Origin of the sequence: Kineothrix sp. IPX-CK, assembly GCF_039134705.1 — a bacterium.
Lineage (GTDB): Bacteria > Bacillota > Clostridia > Lachnospirales > Lachnospiraceae > Kineothrix > Kineothrix sedimenti.
Window position 1 is genome coordinate 2,623,425 of record NZ_CP146256.1, and the last position, 18,778, is coordinate 2,642,202.

The following is an 18,778-nucleotide window of genomic DNA, read 5'->3' on the forward strand; positions in this document are numbered from 1 at the left end:
TCGCAACCTAACAAAATCCACACTACAACACATGCCAAAATGAGGATGGCCCATACTTCTCCATCCTCATTCTCCCAATCGGTTTAAACGATTTCTACATCCACTCTCTTATTGTCTTTGGATGACGCTGCCTTCACAACAGAACGAATCGCTTTCGCAATCCTTCCTTGTTTGCCGATTATTTTTCCCATATCGGACTGGGCAACGTGAAGTTCGACAACTACATTCTTGCCTTCCGTCTTCTCCGTTACAACAACCTCATCCGGACTGTCAACAAGTGCTTTTGCAATTACTTCAACTAATTCCTTCATAGTCCACCTCCAAAAGCGACCGGTCCTATTTCGCAATACCTGCCAATTTGAAAATCTTGTTAACAACTTCTGTGGGTTGAGCTCCATTTGCCAGCCATTTCTTAGCCAGCTCCTCGTTTACTTTGAATGTGCTCGGATCTGTGCTAGGATCATACGTTCCGATTTCCTCGATGAATTTTCCATCTCTGGGGGATCTGGAATCTGCTACGATGATTCTATAGAAAGGAGCTTTCTTCTGACCCATTCTTCTTAATCTGATTTTAACTGCCATGTTTTTCACCTCCGCAAAATTAATTTTTATATGTTAAAACGGAAATTTCATACCGCCGAACATACCTCGTCCTTTTTTGCCACCCATCATGCCGGGCAGCTGCTTCATCATTTTCTGTGACTGCTCAAACTGCTTTACAAAACGGTTTACTACCGCGATATCTACGCCTGCACCTCTTGCAATACGGCTCTTTCTGCTCAGGTTCAAAAGCTTGGGGTTCTCCCTCTCCGTAGGTGTCATGCTGAGCACAATCGCTTCCATTCTCGAAAGCTGCTTTTCATCCACCATAGACTCCACATCGCCAAGCTGCTTTCCCATACCCGGCATCATTCCGAGAATGCTGGAAAGACCGCCCATCTTCTTCATCTGCTTCATGCTTTCCAGATAATCGTTGAAATCGAACTTACCCTTTTTCATCCGGGCAGCCATTTCTTTTTCTTTGTCTTCATCGATATCGAGATTGGACTGAACCTTGTCGATGAGAGTAAGCACATCTCCCATTCCCAAAATACGGCTTGCCATTCGGTCTGGATAAAACTGCTCCAAATCGGAAAGTTTTTCTCCCATACCTACATAGAGAATAGGCTTGCCCGTCACCGCTTTTACAGAAAGTGCGGCACCACCTCGCGTATCGCCGTCCATCTTCGATAAAACAACACCGTCGATGCTGATTTTTTCATCGAACTCCTTCGCCACATTCACGGCATCCTGTCCGGTCATGGCATCCACTACGAGAAGCGTCTGATGCACTTCTACGTTAGCCTTTATATTCTGAAGCTCCGTCATCATATCCTCATCGATATGAAGGCGTCCTGCCGTATCGAGAATTACTACATTATGTCCGTTTTTACCTGCATGCTCCATAGAAGCCTTGGCGATATCCACAGGATCATGGTGCTCACCCATGGAAAAGACATCCACTTCCTGTTTTTCTCCGTTTATCTGTAACTGCTTAATTGCCGCAGGACGGTAAATGTCGCAGGCTACCAGCAGGGGCTTCTTACCCTTCAACTTCAATTTGCCGGCAATCTTGGCTGTTGTGGTGGTCTTACCAGCGCCCTGAAGGCCGCACATCATAATAACGGTTATCGATTTGCCGGGCTGCATCTGGATCTCCGTCGTTTCGGAGCCCATCAATGCTACCATTTCTTCGTTTACTATCTTTATAACCATTTGGCCGGGATTGAGACCATTCATTACGTCAACGCCGACCGCGCGTTCTTCAACGGCTTTTACAAACTGCTTCACTACCTTGAAGTTAACATCCGCTTCCAGTAATGCCATCTTTACTTCTTTTAAGGCGGCCTTCACATCCTCCTCAGTCAAACGGCCTTTGCTTCTTAAATTTTTGAATACGTTTTGCAATTTGTCCGTTAAACTTTCAAATGCCATAGACTACCTCCTATAAAGCTTCCAGTATCTCGTCCGATAATTTCTTGATTTCTCTTCTGAGCTGCTCGTGGCTCACTTTTTCATTCTCCGTGAGCTCATCGATACACTTCACTTTAGATTTGATCCGGTTAAAACGTTCCACAAGATGCAGCTTCCTTTCGTATCCCTCCAAAGTATTATCGCATCTTTTTATCAAATCGTGCACTCCCTGTCTGCTGATTCCCTGCTCCTGCGCGATTTCGCTGAGAGACAAATCATTATACACGGCAGCCTCGTAAATCTTACGCTGGTGCTCCGTCAATAATTCTCCATAAAAATCATATAACAAACCTTGTGCTACAATTTTTTCCATAACGGTTCTCCCATGCGCCCGAAGAAATGCCTTCCTCGAACACATTGCTTATCATACTATAAAGGAACAAAGGTGTCAAGTGTTTTTTCTTGACACCTTTACTCCTTTATTTTCGACGGTATACTGCCCAGCTTTTTCTTGAAAGCCCGGGCAAAGGTCGAGTAATCCTTGAATCCGCATTCCATAGCGGCAACCGTTGCTGAAACTCCATTCAAAAGCATGGACCGAGCCGCCACGATCCGCTTCTCCAAGGTGTATTGATGAATGGAATATCCCGTTTCCTCTTTGAACTGGCGCATCATATGATATTTGCTCATATAAAACCTTTCGGATAAGTCATCAATAGACAGCTCCTCCGATAAATTCTTATTAATATACTGAATGATATCTATTATTTTTTTATTATATTTCGCCGTATGATGATAGGCGAATTCGTTTTCCAGGCATGCCCTGTTCATCTGAACCATGAACTCAAGGAAAAGAAGCTCTCCATACAGTTCTCCCGCATAGCTGGAAGCCTTATCGTTTTCCTCCATCCGACAGAGCGTCTCATATAGCGCTCTGGTAGCCACCGCCGGGAAACGGACCACATTGGTCTTCTCCTTAAAGGTCCGCTCGAAGCATTCGCTCAGATCATAATCTTCTTTTGCATATCCTTCGATAAAGCCATGGTCGATATACAATATCATGCGCTCATAGGGTACAGAAAAATCTACTATAGGCTTATGTATTTCATTTCGATTGACAAAGATGAAATCGTGAGGCTCTAACAGGTATTTCTTGCCCTCTATCATATAATCTGCCTTACCGCCTAAAAAGTATATTATCTTATCGAAATCATGGTAATGGTAATCGAATTTCCTGCTGTCTAAATCTTTCAAGTGAAAGAATTTATAACGCTTGTTCAGATAGCCCGTTTTTTCATATGCTCTTGTTACATCATTCATGCTTCCAATCCTTCATACTTATATTCAGGTCAACGTCGCCCTTGATTCCGTCTACACTGCCCGTCGAGGTATACTGCCACATGGAAAATTCATAAGGAAAATACAGCGGAGTGCTGTAATATGCGAACCACTTATCGTATTCCTCCAGCTGCGTCAAATCCAACATGAGCATAAACGTTTTCAAGTTACCATATATCATCGGCGTATATCCGGCCTCTTTAATCCTTTCGCAAAAGGCGATGCACACATTCGTCCAATCCTGCATTGTCATATCCTTCGTTCTTGGATTCTTCACCTCGATATCCTCCACATCCAGCACGATAGGATATGAAATATCATAATCTGCGATATTCTCCAAGACAAATTCAGCTTCCTCCACCGCTTCCGCTTCGTTCAGCGCCTGTGTAAAGAAGTATACGCCTACGTCGATTTTATTTTCCAATGCCGCCTCCACATTGTCTTCGAAGGTATCATCCAGAGCCAGCTTTCCTTCCGTGGAGCCTCTTATCCCGAGACGGATAAAAGCATATTCCACATCATCCTGTGCCACCTTTTCCCAATCAATAGAGGTCTGGTATTTGGAAACATCGATTCCCTTTCGCGAAACCACTTCGTCATTTTCAATATATTGAAGCGTCTCATCCTCATCCATAATGAACTGCTCTTCATTGTAAGAGTGATGCTTTATCGTATCTAAAATATCGAAAAAGTAATATCTCCCATCCGATGCCACTACAATTTCTTCCGGATAAAAATACTTAAGCATAGCGGTGGTTCCGTCTCCGCTTTCCATCCTGCCTTTCATTTCATTCAGAATTTCCTCTTCCTTTTCCGACGATGCCTGTGAAGCCGCTTCCTCCATCTTCGTTTTCAATTCCTCCTCCGTATAGGTGGTAATGGAATTGACCTCGTCGATATAAGCTAATGCCTCGCTGACCTCTCCCTCGAGACCATGGTTTTTTACCGAAAGGTAAAGGCAGCCAGTCAAGCCTCCCAAAGCAATGATACATAAAATTATGGACAGCAACATGCCTCCGTTTTTTCTCGTTTTTTTCCTTCGTCTCCTTCTGTTTCCCATTCCCGTATCCAAATTATCTGTTCCCCGCTTCTCCCATCTGATTCCCCGGACTCAAATTGCAGCCCCATGCTGGTCAGATTATTGACTGTCAATGACAGATTTCATTAGTATCTTATTTCTATATTCTATCATACATGATAAATACTGTTCAAATCTTTTCGCTGAAATAACTTTTATATCCTTCTCCAAATATTTCCGTCGCACTGGTCACTATCATAAATGCATCCGGATCTTCTTCCCTTACGATTTCCTCGATTCTCGGTGCCAGCGTTTTTTTTGATACACACATGATGACCTGCTTATCCTTCCCGCTGTATGCCCCCTGCCCGTTCAAATGTGTAACGCCGATACCGAGATCTTCCAAAAGCCTGTCCGTAATCTTGGCGGAGGAATCGCTGATGACATAAATCAATTTCGCCTCATCTCTGCCATAAAGAACTACATCCAGCATCATGGACGTAACGACCACGGCGATTCCGGCATAAAGTGCGGAATCGATATCCTGAAATACGAAGGCGGAAGCCACTACTACACCCACATCCGTTAAGAAAAACAACATCCCCATCTTCAAATGCGGATACCTTAGTCTTAAACATTTTATAATGATATCCGTCCCTCCGGTAGTCGCTCCCCTCTTAAAAATAATACCCATAGAAACAGCGATCAGCACACTTCCGGCAAGTGCAGCTAACAGCAGGTCATCCGTCGCCGCTCCAAAAGGTGCCAGAAGATTCGTAAAAAGTGATGTGGCTGCAATCGCATAAAAGGTTGAAATAATGAACCTTATTCCGAATTTCCACATCCCCAATAGGATAATCGGTATATTAATAATCAAAATAAGGGTACCGGTTTCCATCGGTACGATGCGATTCAAAATAATGGCGATGCCCGTCACTCCTCCGGGAGCAAGATTGTTTGGGTCGATAAACTGGCTGACTCCCACCGCATACACCACAGAAGCCAACGTGATGACAATATAATCCAGAATGCGTTGTTTTACTGTCTTCTCTTCTTCCCGCCGCTTCTCATATTCCTGCTCTATCTCCAGAATATACTTATCTTCCTCTTCCCTTTCCTTCTCTCTTTTTTCCTCTTTCTCTCTATCCATATCCTTCCTTATCGCTTCCTTTTCTATCTTCTCAAGCGGAATCCCCTTTTTTTTATCCATGATCTTCTTCCTGCCTCTCCACACCAATCATCATAGCAATTCTCTTTGATAAATATTTCCATTACTCCAATTTCTATTCTACCATACCGGACCTCTTCTTACGAGTCTTACTTATTCATGTAATAGGATTAGGGTGTCAAAAGGTCCTTTATAAATACATTCTGGTCAATATGACCAATACAAAAAGAATGACTGCGCCTATGTAAATATTTAGAAGTTCTTTCTCTGGATATTTGAGCCATAACAGAAAACAAATCTGTTTGAGCGCAGCGAGTTTTTTGTTTTCTGGTATGTTTGGCGCGAATAGGCTGAGAATTAGAACTTCTTATATATTGGAATTCGGCGCAGGAGTCTTTTTGTTTTGAGCATATTGCCTAGAGACGTTCGCAAAAGGACCTTTTGACACCCTAATCGTAATAGGAAAATGCTCCTATTACATAAAAAGCCCTTCGGGTACGATGCGCAGCTACGCGCGGGAACAAAAGCTGTGCAGTTGGAGTATTGGGCCGCTAGAGTGTGCGGAGCACACTTTTGTTCTTCAGTTTGAGGATTCTTCATTTGGCAAAAAAAGAACGCATCGAGTATCCGATGATGCGTTCTCACCATTTTATTCATATTTACATAATCGTACGGACTGCCTTGGGTTTATATCCATTTTGATGAAGCGCCACTATAATCTGTTTTTTATGCTCAGGACCAAACGCCTCAAGTGTAATCCTAAGCTCCACTGCTGCATTTCTGTTAATGGAAACGAACTGGTTGTGCTCCAGCTTGATAACATTACCGTTTTGCTTCGCGATTACATCCGATACACGGCTAAGCTCTCCCGGCTTATCCGGAAGCAATACCGATACGGTAAAGATTCTGTCCCGGAGTATCAAGCCCTGCTGCACTACCGAAGACATCGTAATCACATCCATATTGCCGCCGCTTAAGATGGAGACGATTCTCATATTTTTTACCGGCAGATGCTTCAAAGCTGCTACGGTAAGAAGTCCCGAGTTCTCCACTATCATCTTATGGTTTTCCACCATATCGAGAAAAGCGACTACCAGCTCCTCATCCTCCACTGCAATAACATCATCCAGATTTTCAGACAGATAAGGGAAAATCTTGCTTCCCGGCGTCTTCACCGCCGTTCCGTCCGCAATCGTGTTCACGTGGTCTAGGGTGACAACCTTACCTTCCTTCAAGGAAGCCTGCATGCAATTTGCTCCGGCCGGTTCTACCCCGATTACCTTGATCTTCGGATTGAGAAGCTTGGCGAGAGTGGATACGCCGGTGGCCAGTCCTCCGCCGCCTATAGGAACTAATATGTAATCTACCAGCGGAAGTTCCTTGAAGATTTCCATCGCCACGGTTCCCTGCCCTGTCGCTATCGCCAAATCATCGAAGGGATGGATAAAGGTATATCCCTTCTCCTCCGCCAGTTCATAAGCACGGGCACAAGCTTCATCGTAAACATCTCCAAAAAGAACTACTTCCGCACCATAACTCTTCGTTCTGTTTACCTTGATAAGAGGTGTGGTAGTCGGCATGACGATAACCGCTCTCACATCGTTGCATTTTGCCGCATAGGCAACTCCCTGCGCGTGGTTGCCTGCGGAAGCGGTGATCAGCCCCCTGCTCCGTTCTTCTTCGGATAAGGTGCTTATTTTGTAATAGGCGCCTCTCACCTTATATGCTCCGGTAAACTGCATGTTTTCCGGCTTTAAGTACACTTTGTTTTCTGTCTGAGTGCTCAGGTAATCGCTGTAAACCAGCTTCGTTTCCTGCGTCACCCTTTTTACTACCTCGGAAGCTTCTTCAAACTTATCAAGTGTCAGCATTTTCTCGTCCAACTTACCTCATCCTCCATCCGTCTTACTATTTCATCATATTATCCGTTTCGAGTGCGTTTTATATATCGAAGAGTGCGTTTACGAACTGGTCGGAATCAAACTTCTGCAAATCTTCTATGGTCTCGCCCACTCCGATATATTTCACAGGGATATTCAACTCCGACTGAATGGCTACCGCGATTCCGCCCTTTGCCGTCCCATCCATTTTGGTGAGAATAATACCTGTCAGATCGGCGACCTCACCGAAATCGCGCGCCTGCGCAAGCGCGTTCTGTCCGGTGGTTCCGTCGAGCACGACCAGATTCTCCCTATGAACTCCGGGAAATTCCTTATCGATAATCCGGTTCATTTTTTTTAACTCTTCCATCAAATTCTTCTTATTGTGAAGACGTCCTGCCGTATCACATAAAAGCACATCTACATGTCTCGCCTTCGCCGCATTCACCGCGTCGAAAATAACGCTGGCAGGATCCGAGCCCTCTGAGCCTCCGATAATATCCACTCCGGCGCGGTTCGCCCATTCCGTAAGCTGTTCCCCCGCCGCCGCACGAAAGGTATCCGCCGCTGCAAGAAGAACCTTTCTTCCCTGGTCCTTCAATATGCCTGCCAGCTTTCCCACAGAGGTGGTCTTTCCGACACCGTTCACACCAATTACAAGAATGACCGACTGCTTTTGCTCGAAATCGTACGCTGTCTCTCCTACCTTCATCTGCTCTTTGATGCTTTGTATCAGGAATTCCTTACACTCCGACGGTTGCTTGATATGATTTTCTTTTACCTGCTCGCGAAGCTTTTCTATAATGGCATTCGTAGCGTTGACACCGATATCTCCCATAATCAGAATTTCTTCCAATTCCTCGTAAAAATCCTCATCAATAGCGGAAAATCCATTAAAAACGGAGTCAATCCCATTCACAATATTGTCTCTGGTCTTGGTAAGTCCATCCTTAAGCCTTCCAAAAAAGCCTTTCTTTTCCTCGCTCATGCGTCCTCCTCTATGAATGTTGAATGTTAATCGTCAAGATCCTTATCGATCAAGTTAACGCTTACCAGTGTTGACACGCCTTTTTCCTGCATCGTAATGCCGTACAGACGATCCGCCTTTTCCATTGTACCACGCCTATGGGTAATTACAATAAATTGCGTGTATTTTGTTAATTTATGTAAATATTTGGCAAATCTGGCCACATTATTTTCATCCAGAGCCGCTTCAATTTCATCCAACAGACAAAACGGGGACGGCTTAAGATTCTGAATAGCAAAAAGCAATGCAATCGCTGTCAGTGCCTTTTCCCCTCCTGAAAGCTGCATCATATTCTGCAGCTTCTTTCCAGGGGGCTGGGCGATAATGCGTATTCCTGCCTCAAGAATATCTTCGTCCTCCATCAGCTCCAGAGTTCCTTTTCCGCCTCCGAAAAGCTCCTTGAATACTTTGTCGAATTCCTTGGCGATTTCGGCAAATTTCTCATTGAACTGCCCTCGCATGGCAGTGTCCAGCTCTTCGATAATATCTACTAAGGTTTTCTCCGCCTCTACCAAATCATCATGCTGAGTCTTTAAGAACAAATATCGCTCCATCAAATTCTTATAATCTTCGATGGCATTGACGTTAACGTCGCCCAACTTGCGGATTCCGTCCTTTAACGATGTAATTTCCTTTTTCATCGCTGAAAGGTCCGTCATTTCCTCATCTCTAAGGGAAGCTGCGTCCGAAAGAGTGATTTCATATTCATCCCACATATAGTTGATCTGACTTTCGATGGATTCCTCCAATTTCTCCTTCTGAGCACTTAAACGGTATACCTCTTTATCCAGAGCCGACATCCTCTCAGAAAGCTCTTCTCTTGCAGCAAAAAAGTTTTTCTGCTTCGCAGATAGCTCCTCTTTCTTCGTGATATCATCTTTAAGTTTCACTTCCGCATCGCTTCTTGAGGTATTGGAAGCCACAATCGTTTTTTCGATTTCGACGATGCTCTGCGCTTTTCTCTCTATGTCCTTCTCATTTCTTTCAAGACCATCCTTGATTTCCATAAGCTCGGACATAAAACGAGCGATTTCGCTATCGATACGGTCCACGTTTTGCTTGTGAAAGCCTTGCTGCTGCAGCAGCTTTTCCACTCCCACATCGTGCTCCGCCACTACTTTCGACTGCTCGGATTCCTTCAGCCTTTGCTCCTCCAATTCCTTCTGGAATTCGTTGATCTGGAGTTCCACCTGTTTTTCCAGATTTTCCGATTCCTCCAGTTCCTTCAAAATGCCCTCTTTGCTGGATTTGATCTCCAAAATCTGGTTCTCGATCTCCTTCTCCTCGGTTTTCAGCTCTCCAAAGCCTTCCTCCGCCTCGCTCTTCCTCTCCTGTGCCTTTATAACATTCATTCGCGCCGTATTCTGCTTGATGAATTCCTCCTGCAATCTGGATTTGGTATCCTCCAATTCCATGCGCAGCTTATTTCTAAGCTCTTTTGTTTTCTCGATATCCTCCAGCAGCAGATCGATTTCTTCCAGATGCTTTTTGATCCTGGCGTTCAGTTCCTCCATCTCCCGTCTGCGCCCGAGAAGATTGCTGTTGTTTTTAAATGCACCGCCGCTGATAGCACCGCCCGGCACAAGAAGCTCGCCCTCAATCGTAACCATTCGAATGCCGTAACTATACTTTTTCGCTATTTTAACAGCGTTATCCACGTGATCTACTACTACGATACGTCCAAGCATGGACTTCGCCACATCTTTATACTTCTTATCCGTCTGCACAAGTTCGTCCGCCATGCCGATAACGCCCTTTTCCTTCAGTGCCTCCGGGTTCTTAAATTCCTGCGGGTCCTTAATGCTGGTAAGAGGTAAGAAGGTCGCACGCCCGGCCTTATGCGTCTTTAGCATGCCAATCATCCGTTTTGCCGTCTCTTCATCTTCTGTGACAATATTCTGAATATTGCCGCCCAAAGCGGTCTCTATCGCGGTTTCATACTTCTTATCCACTTTAATTATATCGGCTACCACACCGATAATGCCTTTTTCTTCGTCTTTGCATTCCATAACGCGCTTTACGCTGCCGCCGTAGCCTTCATATCTCTCCGTCAGATTGACTAACGCTTCCATCTTGGATTTCTCTTGGTGATAGACTACCTGTGTATCCCGAAGTCTTTGATCCTTGGCGGAAAGCTCGTCATGCATGCCGCTAAGACGCTCCTCGATGACCGTCTGGGAATCATTCAACCGACGGATTTCTTCGTTGATGTTCTCAAACTCCTCCTGAAGCAGCTTAATGGTCTCTTCCTGCTTCTCCTCGTCCGATTTTGCCCGCAGCAATCTGGAATTCAATTCGGCCTTGCGTATATTGGCCTGCTCCAGCATCGTATCGTAGCGACCGATTTTGGACTTGATGGTAGCCCGGCCGTTCAGAGCATCGATAATCGTATTCTTGCCGGCCTCTATATGGTTATTCAGCTCCTCGATCTGGCTCTGTACTTCATTCAGCAGAAATCTCGCGTCATCTCTTATTTTTTCAATTTCGGCAAGCTTCCCGTCGATTTCACTTTTATTTTTTAAGATAGCTTCTTTGTCTATGTTTTTAGCATCGATTTCTTTCTGCACGGTTTCCAGTCGGGAACGAAGATGCCCCTCGTTTCCTTTGGCAGAATTGATCTGTTCCTTTAAGACATTGATTTCGCCCTCCAGCTTGCCGCGCAGAAGTCCGGTGTCCGTAAGCTGCGTACGTGCCGACTCAATAGCCTCGTCAAGCATCTCTATCTGGCCCTGAATCTGCTCATATTCCCCCTTGATGCCTTCGTATCTCTCCGTGGTCTCCTGCAAATCTCCGCCTGCAATGTCATATTTTTGCTCTACAGCCAAAAGCTGTTCTTTGATGCGGTTGTTTTCCAAAAGGAACACATTCACATCCAACGTCTTCAATTCTTCTTTTTTCTTTAAATAAATTTTAGCGATTTCGGACTGTTTTTCAAGCGGCCCTGTCTGCTTTTCAAGCTCCGACAGAATGTCTTTCACGCGCAGCAGATTCTGCTTTTCATCCTCGAGTTTCTTCTGTGCCGCAAATTTACGGCGTTTAAATTTTACAATGCCCGCCGCTTCATCGAAAAGCTCTCTTCGATCTTCCGGCTTTCCGCTCAGAATCTTATCAATCTGGCCCTGCCCGATGATGGAATAGCCCTCTTTTCCTATACCAGTGTCGTAAAACAATTCATTCACGTCTTTTAAACGGCAGGGTGTGCCGTTTAACATGTATTCGCTCTCTCCCGAGCGGTATATTCTTCTGGCCACCGTTACCTCGTCATAGTCGACTGTGAGCTGATGATCCGAGTTGTCCAGCGTAATGGCCACATAAGCATATCCTAACGGTTTTCTAAGCTCCGTCCCCGAAAAAATGACATCTTGCATGGACGCACCGCGAAGCTGCTTAATGCGCTGTTCTCCCAATACCCAGCGCACCGCATCGGCTACGTTACTCTTTCCGCTTCCGTTTGGCCCTACGATTCCGGTTATTCCATTGTGAAACTTAAAATTAATTTTATTCGCAAATGATTTAAACCCTTGTATCTCAATACTTTTTAAATACATAGTTACTCCCATTACCCCTTTTTAAACTTTGCATGCCAGAAGCGCCTCATATGCCGCCTGCTGCTCCGCCGCCTTTTTCGTTTTTCCGACACCTCTTCCCAGAATCTTCCCGTTCACCCTCGCTTCAATAACGAACCTCTTGTTGTGATCGGGTCCCGTCTCGCTGACGAGCTCATATCGCAGCGTTCCCTTGCTGTCCTTCTGCACTTCTTCCTGAAGCAAAGTCTTACTGTCATAAAACAATTCCTTATTTTCCAAATCAGATAATATGAAGCGATGAATGAAAACACTCGACGCCTCATACCCTCCATCCAAATATATGGCACCGATAATGGCTTCCATAACATCCGCGGTAATGGAATCGCGTCCTCTTCCGCCCGTAGATTCTTCTCCTCTGCCAAGCTGTATATAGCCGCCGATTTCAACATCGGCCGCACAAAAAGCCAGCGCCGGACCACATACAAGCGCAGAACGTTTCTTCGTAAGCTGCCCTTCCGGCATTTTAGGATGCCTTTGGTACAAAAAGTCACTGGTTACCAACTCCAATACCGCATCTCCCAAAAACTCCAGACGCTCATAGTCCTTCGCCCTCTTGATTTTTTGTTCGTTGGCAAAGGAGCTATGGGTAAGCGCCTGCTTTAGCAGTTCCTTATCCGTGAAGCAATATCCTATTTTTCCTTCCAACTCATTTATATCATTTTCCGTTAACATCACATTCCCCCATAAACATCGAAAAAGCCCTTGAGATAGGGCTTTCGATACTCTACATAGTTACTAATTCATAGCGTTCTTGATTAACTCAACCGCCTCTTCAACCGTACTAATCTTTTCAGCCTCTTCCGCAGGAATCTCAATGTCAAATTCTTCTTCAATTCCCATAATAATCTGGAATACATCCAAGGAATCGGCTCCTAAATCATCCGCAAAAGTAGTTTCCAGCGTAATTTCCTCCGGGTCCACGTTGAGCACCTCGGCAATGACTTTTTTTAACTTTTCAAATTCCATGATAACAGCCCTTTCTTATTCATTCTCAAGAGTAATTTTTTCTTTTATTTTATCATTAATCTTCTGCTCGCTAAATGTGATACATTGAAGAACAGAATTTTTGATTTCCACTGCTTTTGAACTGCCATGTGTCTTTACCACCAGTCCCTTAAGTCCCAAAAGCGGTGCGCCTCCGTATTGCTCCAAATCGAAGGTCTTCAAAGTCTCCTTTAATGCAGGCTTTACCAAAAATGCACCTATTTTGCTCCGAAGGGAAGACATCATTCCGGCCTTTACCTTCTTGATGAGCGTTCCGCCCACCCCTTCGTACAATTTCAGAATCACATTTCCCACGAATGCCTCGCATATGATGACATCCGCATAACCCGCCGGAATATCCCTTGCTTCAATGCTTCCGATAAAGTTGATATCCGGACAGCTCTTGAGCAGAGGAAAGGTTTCCTTAACAAGAGCGTTTCCTTTATCCTCCTCGGCTCCGATATTAACGATTGCAACCTTGGGATTCTTAATTCCCATAACGCTTTCCATATATACGCTTCCCATTTTTGCAAACTGCACGAGATGGGAAGATCTCGCATCCACATTAGCTCCGCAGTCTATCAAAAGCGCTGCACCCTTTTCCGTCGGTATAAGAGGTGCTAACGGCGGTCTCTCCACTCCGCTTAGCCGGCCCACAATAACCTGTCCTCCGACCAGCGTCGCTCCGGTACTTCCTGCGGATATGTATGCGTCGCAGGTTCCTTCCTTCACCAGTTGAAGGGCTTTCACGATGGAAGAATCCTTCTTCTTGCGGATTGCCATGACCGGCGGCTCTGCCGTCTCGATAACCTCCGTCGCATTTACAATTTCCACCTGCTCCGAAGGGTAAGTGTACTTTTTCAGCTCGTCTCTAATCCTATCCTCTATTCCCACCAGATAGACCTTAACCTTGCTGCTCTCCTTTACCGCTTCGACCGCACCTTTTACGATTTCTACCGGTGCATTGTCTCCGCCCATCGCATCGACAGCAACTTTCACTAACTCTGACATATGCAACCTCCTAATATCTTTCTTTAATATACTAAACCCATATATAAAAATCAAGCTGTTTTTCATGTACAAAATATTTTTATTTCAATACATATAGTTATATCCGTTTTTCACGTAATAAGCTCTTTTTCCTATCACATGAAAAAAGGCCTTCCCAATATCTCAGGAAAACCTCAGCTTTTCATTCATTAATCTACTGCAATAATTTCTTTTTTGTTGTAAGAGCCACATTTCTTGCATACTCTGTGGGGCATCATAAGAGCACCGCATTTGCTGCATTTCACCAATGTAGGAGCGCTCATTTTCCAGTTCGCTCTTCTCTTATCTCTTCTACCTTTGGAAGATTTATTCTTGGGACAAATAGACATTGTTACACCTCCTTATTTGCATCAAAGATATCTTTTATCCTTGCCATTCTCGGATCGGGTACAAACGTATCACAATCGCATGTTTCCACATTCAAGTCTTTCCCGCACTTCATGCAGATTCCTTTGCAGTCCGGTTTACATAAGACCTTCGTCGGCAAGTTCATAAAACACTCATTCTTAATTAAGTCGTCTACATTAAGCTGGTAACCTTCCATGAAATTCTGGTCATCGTCCTGTATGTCTTCCTTATATTCGTCCGGTCCTTCCACCGTCCGCATAAAGTCGAGTATCACCTTCTGATTAACAGACTTCAGACATCTGTCACAGCTTATGGCAAATGTAAGTTCCATCTTCCCCTCAATAGACGCTTTGTTCGTTCCAAGATTGGTCAAAGTAAGTGTCAAAGGCGTCTTCCGGATTACGGGGAAATCGCCGAGACGGCAATTCAACTCCGCTATATCCATGTCCACCTGTTTCTCCACCGCTTTTCCTTCGGATGTTAAAACATCAGTTAGGTTCATTAACATAGCTGACTCCTTATGAAAATAATCATTTTCACACTTTGTCAATTATACATATCGGATACTTTTTTGTCAATAGTTATTTCGTTATTTTACCAGTGCAAACGTTTCTCTCGCTATTGCCAGTTCTTCATTGGTAGGAATGGCAAGTACCTTCGTTCTGGAATCCTCCGTAGAAACTACAGTTTCTTCCCCCTGTGCCTTATTCGCCTGCTCGTCCAGGACGATTCCTAGAAAGCCCAGATAATCGCAAACGAGGTTTCGAATGAATCCGCTGTTCTCTCCGAATCCAGCCGTAAAACAGATGGCGTCCACGCCGTTCATCGCCGCCGTATAAGCACCGATATATTTCGCCACTCTGTAGGCGAAAGCCTTCATCGTGCGCACGGAAGCTTCATCCCCTTTTTCATACCCTGCTACCAAGTCCCTGAAATCGGAGGACAATCCGCCGGAAAGCCCTAACACTCCGGACTCCTTATTGAGGATATCCATAATCTGATCAATATTCTTTTCCTCTTTATGAGCGATAAATTCAATGATAGCCGGGTCGATATCGCCCGAACGTGTTCCCATGATTAAGCCCTCAAGCGGTGTAAGTCCCATGGAAGTATCCACACATTTTCCATTCTTTACCGCCGACACGCTGGCTCCGTTTCCCAGATGACATACGATAATCTTCAAATCCTCATAGCTTTTTCCTAAAAGCGCTGCCGCCCTATGGGATACATAAGAATGGCTGGTACCGTGAAATCCGTATCTTCTCACCTTGTATTTCTGATAATATCCGTAGGGAATAGCATACATATACGCCTCTTCGGGCATAGTCTGATGGAAAGCGGTATCGAATACGGCTACCATAGGTGTCGACGGCATAAGCTCTCTGCATGCGTCAATACCCACAAGATTAGCCGGATTGTGCAAAGGCGCCAGCTCATTGCACTCTTTAATGGCTTCAATCACTTCATCAGTAATGATAGTAGAAGCAGCGAACTTCTCTCCTCCGTGTACAATACGGTGTCCCACCGCGCCAATTTCCTGAAGGCTTTTTACAACGCCGGCCTTATCGTCCGTCAAAGCGTTCAGCACAAGCCTTATCGCCTGTGTATGGTCCTTCATCGGAGTTACCGTCTTCACTTTTTCGCCTCCGGTAGGCGTATACACCAACTGGCTTCCTTCTATTCCTATTCTTTCGCAAAGTCCCTTTGCAATCAGCTTCTCATCAGCAGCGTTGATCAACTGAAACTTAAGAGAAGAGCTGCCGCAGTTTATTACTAAAATATTCATTATACCCATGCTCCTTTCAAAGTCTGGAGACTTTGTGCGGGTGTACCTGCACACCTTAAGCACAAAACTCCGGCTGAAAGAATTAATTCTTTCAACCTTATATCTTCTGAGATTTTATCTTTATTTATAATTTTATCGCCAAATTACGCGAGCTGAGCCTGCACCGCCGTCAGCGCCACAACACCTACAATGTCCTGCCACGAACATCCGCGGGATAAATCGTTTACCGGTCTGGCGATTCCCTGAAGCATCGGGCCGTATGCCTCCGCCTTCGCCAGCCTCTGTACAAGCTTATAGCCGATATTTCCGCTGTCCAGATTAGGGAAAATAAGAACGTTGGCCTTACCTGCCACCGGGCTGCCCGGAGCTTTCGATTTCGCCACCTGAGGCACCAATGCCGCATCTGTCTGCAGCTCTCCGTCCAATATGAGATGAGGATAATTCTCCTTTGCAATCTTCGTAGCCTCTACCACCTTATCCACAAGCGGGTGCTTCGCGCTGCCCTTTGTGGAATGGGACAGCATAGCGATTATCGGCTCCGTTCCCACAAGCTGCTTAAAGCTCGTAGCGCTGGAATCTGCAATCGCAGCAAGCTCTTGTGCCGTAGGGTCCTGATTGAGCCCGCAGTCAGCAAATAAGAAGGTTCCGTTGTCGCCGTACTCACAATCCGGCACATCCAGAATAAAGAATCCCGATACGAGCTTCACTCCCGGTGCCGTTTTCAAAATCTGCAATGCAGGACGCAGAGTATCCGCCGTAGCATGACACGCTCCCGCAACCATGCCATCCGCATCGTTAGCTTTTACCATCATAACTCCAAAGGTCAGATAATCCTTCAGGATAAGCTCCCTCGCCTTCTCCATCGTCATTCCCTTGGACTTTCTCAGTTCATACAATAGTTCGATATATTCTTCCAGTTTCGGCGTTTTTTCCGGATTCACAATCTTAGCTCCCCCAAGCTCTACCTCCAGCCAGCCGGCACCGTCCATAATTTTTTCTTCGTCACCTATCATAATGATATCAGCAATTCCCTCAGATATAATACTAGACGCCGCTATCAGAGTTCTTTTGTCCGTGGTCTCCGGCAGGACGATCGTCTTTCTGTCGCTTCTCGCTTTTTCCTTAATAATGTCAATATAGGCCATAATCCTATTTCTCCTTTCGAGTAACCTGATAAAACAAATTCCCCCATTATCACTAAATCTTGTATACAAAAAAATTATACAAGATTTATATAATCCATACAAGCGAAAAATTGTATGAAATCTTGCAAATATTGTGCTAAATTGAGTACAAAGCCTTTTCATTGAACTAACAGGCATTTCATGATACTATTTATAAATAAATCCATGGAGCATTTGAGGAGCCGATATGAAGACTGCAGGCATCATTGTAGAATATAATCCCTTTCACAACGGACACAAATATCATATAGAAAAAACAAAGGAGCTGACGGGCTGCGACTTTCTCGTGGCTGTTATCAGCGGAGACTATACACAGCGAGGCGTCCCTGCCGTTATCGATAAATACGCCCGGACAACAATGGCTCTGGAAAACGGCGCAGACCTGGTCTTGGAGCTTCCGCTTTTTTATGCTGCCGGAAGCGCCGAATATTTCGCCATGGGCGCCGTTACACTTTTGGATAAGCTGGGGGTTGTGGACTCTTTATGCTTCGGAAGCGAATGCGGAGCTATCCATGTCCTTTCCAAAATCGCCTCCACCCTTTTGGAGGAGCCTGTCCTTTACCGGAGCATCTTACAAGAAAGTCTCAAAAAAGGGCTTTCCTTTCCCAAGGCACGAAGCATTGCGCTTACCGCCTGCCTTCCGGACCCTGCCTGTGCCGAAGCGATCGTTTCCCCCAACAACATTCTCGGCATCGAATATATAAAAGCCATAGAGAAACGTACAAGTTCTATACAACCTTATACCATACAAAGGGAAGGCGCCGGCTATCATGACGACCTGCTCCTGACCGGCATATATGAAGAAACCCCTCCGAAAAGCTCTGCCTCCGCTATCAGGCAATCCATCGACAATGGGTGCGGGCTCTCTCGTATCAGAGAACATGTTCCGGAATCGGTATACGAGCTGTTATGTGCCGCCTATCTGAAAAGCTTTCCCGTAAAGAGCGATGATTTTTCACTTCTATTAAAATATAAACTGCTTTTGGAGGAAAACGTTGGCTATACGCAGTACGTGGATGTGCTTCCCGATCTGTCCGATAAAATAAAAAAGAATCTTTACCGCTATGAAAGCTTTGAGCAGTTCTGCGAGCTTTTAAAATCAAAGGATATGACATATTCCCGCATAAGCCGCTGCCTTCTTCATATCCTTCTGGATGTGAAAAAAAGAGAGTTTACACATTATGTCGAAACCGGCTGCATTCATTATGCCAGAATCCTGGGATTAAAAAAGGATGCCGCGGAGCTTTTGCACGAAATAAAAACCCGTTCCCGCGTTCCTCTCGTTTCAAAGCTGGCTGACACTTCCTCCTCGCTTACTGAAACCGGACTTTCCATGCTTCAAAAGGAAATTCAGGCATCCCACATTTACGGTTCGGCAGTCTCCGATAAATTCGGCACCCCTTTTGTGAACGAATATGAAAAACGGATGGTTGTCCTCTAACCATCCGTTCTTTT

Annotated in this window: 18 protein-coding genes; 1 reads left to right on the plus strand and 17 read right to left on the minus strand. The window is 45.1% G+C overall.

Annotation, left to right across the window (positions count from 1 at the left end):
- Positions 1 to 83: 83 nt before the first annotated feature.
- From V6984_RS12730 to pta, 17 genes are all read right to left on the minus strand, one after another.
- The gene (locus tag V6984_RS12730) at positions 84 to 311 is read right to left on the minus strand and encodes a KH domain-containing protein (protein WP_342756006.1); all 228 of its coding nucleotides are present in this window, start codon (positions 309 to 311) and stop codon (positions 84 to 86) included.
- Positions 312 to 336: 25 nt separating this feature from the next.
- Positions 337 to 582, minus strand: coding sequence for a 30S ribosomal protein S16 (gene rpsP / locus V6984_RS12735; RefSeq protein WP_342756007.1), 246 nt, complete (start codon positions 580 to 582; stop codon positions 337 to 339).
- Positions 583 to 615: 33 nt separating this feature from the next.
- Complete coding sequence (ffh, locus tag V6984_RS12740; RefSeq protein WP_342756008.1) at positions 616 to 1,974, minus strand: signal recognition particle protein; 1,359 nt, start codon at positions 1,972 to 1,974, stop codon at positions 616 to 618.
- A 10-nt stretch (positions 1,975 to 1,984) separates the two neighbouring features.
- On the minus strand, positions 1,985 to 2,326 hold the full coding sequence (ylxM, locus tag V6984_RS12745; protein ID WP_342756009.1) for a YlxM family DNA-binding protein: 342 nt from the start codon (positions 2,324 to 2,326) through the stop codon (positions 1,985 to 1,987).
- A 98-nt stretch (positions 2,327 to 2,424) separates the two neighbouring features.
- On the minus strand, positions 2,425 to 3,273 hold the full coding sequence (locus tag V6984_RS12750) for an AraC family transcriptional regulator (RefSeq protein ID WP_342756010.1): 849 nt from the start codon (positions 3,271 to 3,273) through the stop codon (positions 2,425 to 2,427).
- Entirely contained in the window at positions 3,266 to 4,351 is a 1,086-nt protein-coding gene (locus V6984_RS12755) for a glycoside hydrolase family 25 protein (protein ID WP_342756011.1), read from the minus strand. Before V6984_RS12755 ends, V6984_RS12750 begins: the two co-directional genes overlap by 8 nt.
- A 148-nt stretch (positions 4,352 to 4,499) precedes the next feature.
- The gene (locus tag V6984_RS12760) at positions 4,500 to 5,519 is read right to left on the minus strand and encodes a YitT family protein (RefSeq protein WP_342756012.1); all 1,020 of its coding nucleotides are present in this window, start codon (positions 5,517 to 5,519) and stop codon (positions 4,500 to 4,502) included.
- 617 nt (positions 5,520 to 6,136) lie between these two features.
- Entirely contained in the window at positions 6,137 to 7,348 is a 1,212-nt protein-coding gene (gene ilvA, locus V6984_RS12765) for a threonine ammonia-lyase (protein ID WP_342760003.1), read from the minus strand.
- Between the two features lie 70 nt (positions 7,349 to 7,418).
- Positions 7,419 to 8,345: a signal recognition particle-docking protein FtsY gene (ftsY, locus tag V6984_RS12770; protein WP_342756013.1), complete on the minus strand. Its 927-nt coding sequence runs from the start codon at positions 8,343 to 8,345 to the stop codon at positions 7,419 to 7,421.
- A 26-nt stretch (positions 8,346 to 8,371) separates the two neighbouring features.
- Positions 8,372 to 11,932 (minus strand): chromosome segregation protein SMC, encoded by a 3,561-nt coding sequence (gene smc, locus V6984_RS12775; RefSeq protein WP_342756014.1) that lies wholly within the window; start codon positions 11,930 to 11,932, stop codon positions 8,372 to 8,374.
- Between the two features lie 21 nt (positions 11,933 to 11,953).
- Entirely contained in the window at positions 11,954 to 12,643 is a 690-nt protein-coding gene (gene rnc, locus V6984_RS12780; protein WP_342756015.1) for a ribonuclease III, read from the minus strand.
- A 63-nt stretch (positions 12,644 to 12,706) separates the two neighbouring features.
- The gene (gene acpP, locus V6984_RS12785; protein WP_342756016.1) at positions 12,707 to 12,937 is read right to left on the minus strand and encodes an acyl carrier protein; all 231 of its coding nucleotides are present in this window, start codon (positions 12,935 to 12,937) and stop codon (positions 12,707 to 12,709) included.
- A 15-nt stretch (positions 12,938 to 12,952) separates the two neighbouring features.
- The gene (plsX, locus tag V6984_RS12790) at positions 12,953 to 13,966 is read right to left on the minus strand and encodes a phosphate acyltransferase PlsX (RefSeq protein ID WP_342756017.1); all 1,014 of its coding nucleotides are present in this window, start codon (positions 13,964 to 13,966) and stop codon (positions 12,953 to 12,955) included.
- A 188-nt stretch (positions 13,967 to 14,154) separates the two neighbouring features.
- Entirely contained in the window at positions 14,155 to 14,334 is a 180-nt protein-coding gene (rpmF, locus tag V6984_RS12795; protein WP_031389896.1) for a 50S ribosomal protein L32, read from the minus strand.
- A 2-nt stretch (positions 14,335 to 14,336) separates the two neighbouring features.
- Positions 14,337 to 14,861, minus strand: a complete 525-nt coding sequence (locus V6984_RS12800; RefSeq protein WP_342756018.1) for a DUF177 domain-containing protein — start codon at positions 14,859 to 14,861, stop codon at positions 14,337 to 14,339.
- A gap of 81 nt (positions 14,862 to 14,942) precedes the next feature.
- Complete coding sequence (locus V6984_RS12805; RefSeq protein ID WP_342756019.1) at positions 14,943 to 16,139, minus strand: acetate kinase; 1,197 nt, start codon at positions 16,137 to 16,139, stop codon at positions 14,943 to 14,945.
- 143 nt (positions 16,140 to 16,282) lie between these two features.
- Entirely contained in the window at positions 16,283 to 17,284 is a 1,002-nt protein-coding gene (gene pta, locus V6984_RS12810; RefSeq protein ID WP_342756020.1) for a phosphate acetyltransferase, read from the minus strand.
- Positions 17,285 to 17,510: 226 nt separating this feature from the next.
- On the opposite strand from pta, the gene V6984_RS12815 reads away from it, so the two are divergent.
- Positions 17,511 to 18,764, plus strand: a complete 1,254-nt coding sequence (locus V6984_RS12815) for a nucleotidyltransferase (protein WP_342756021.1) — start codon at positions 17,511 to 17,513, stop codon at positions 18,762 to 18,764.
- Positions 18,765 to 18,778 lie beyond the last annotated feature (14 nt).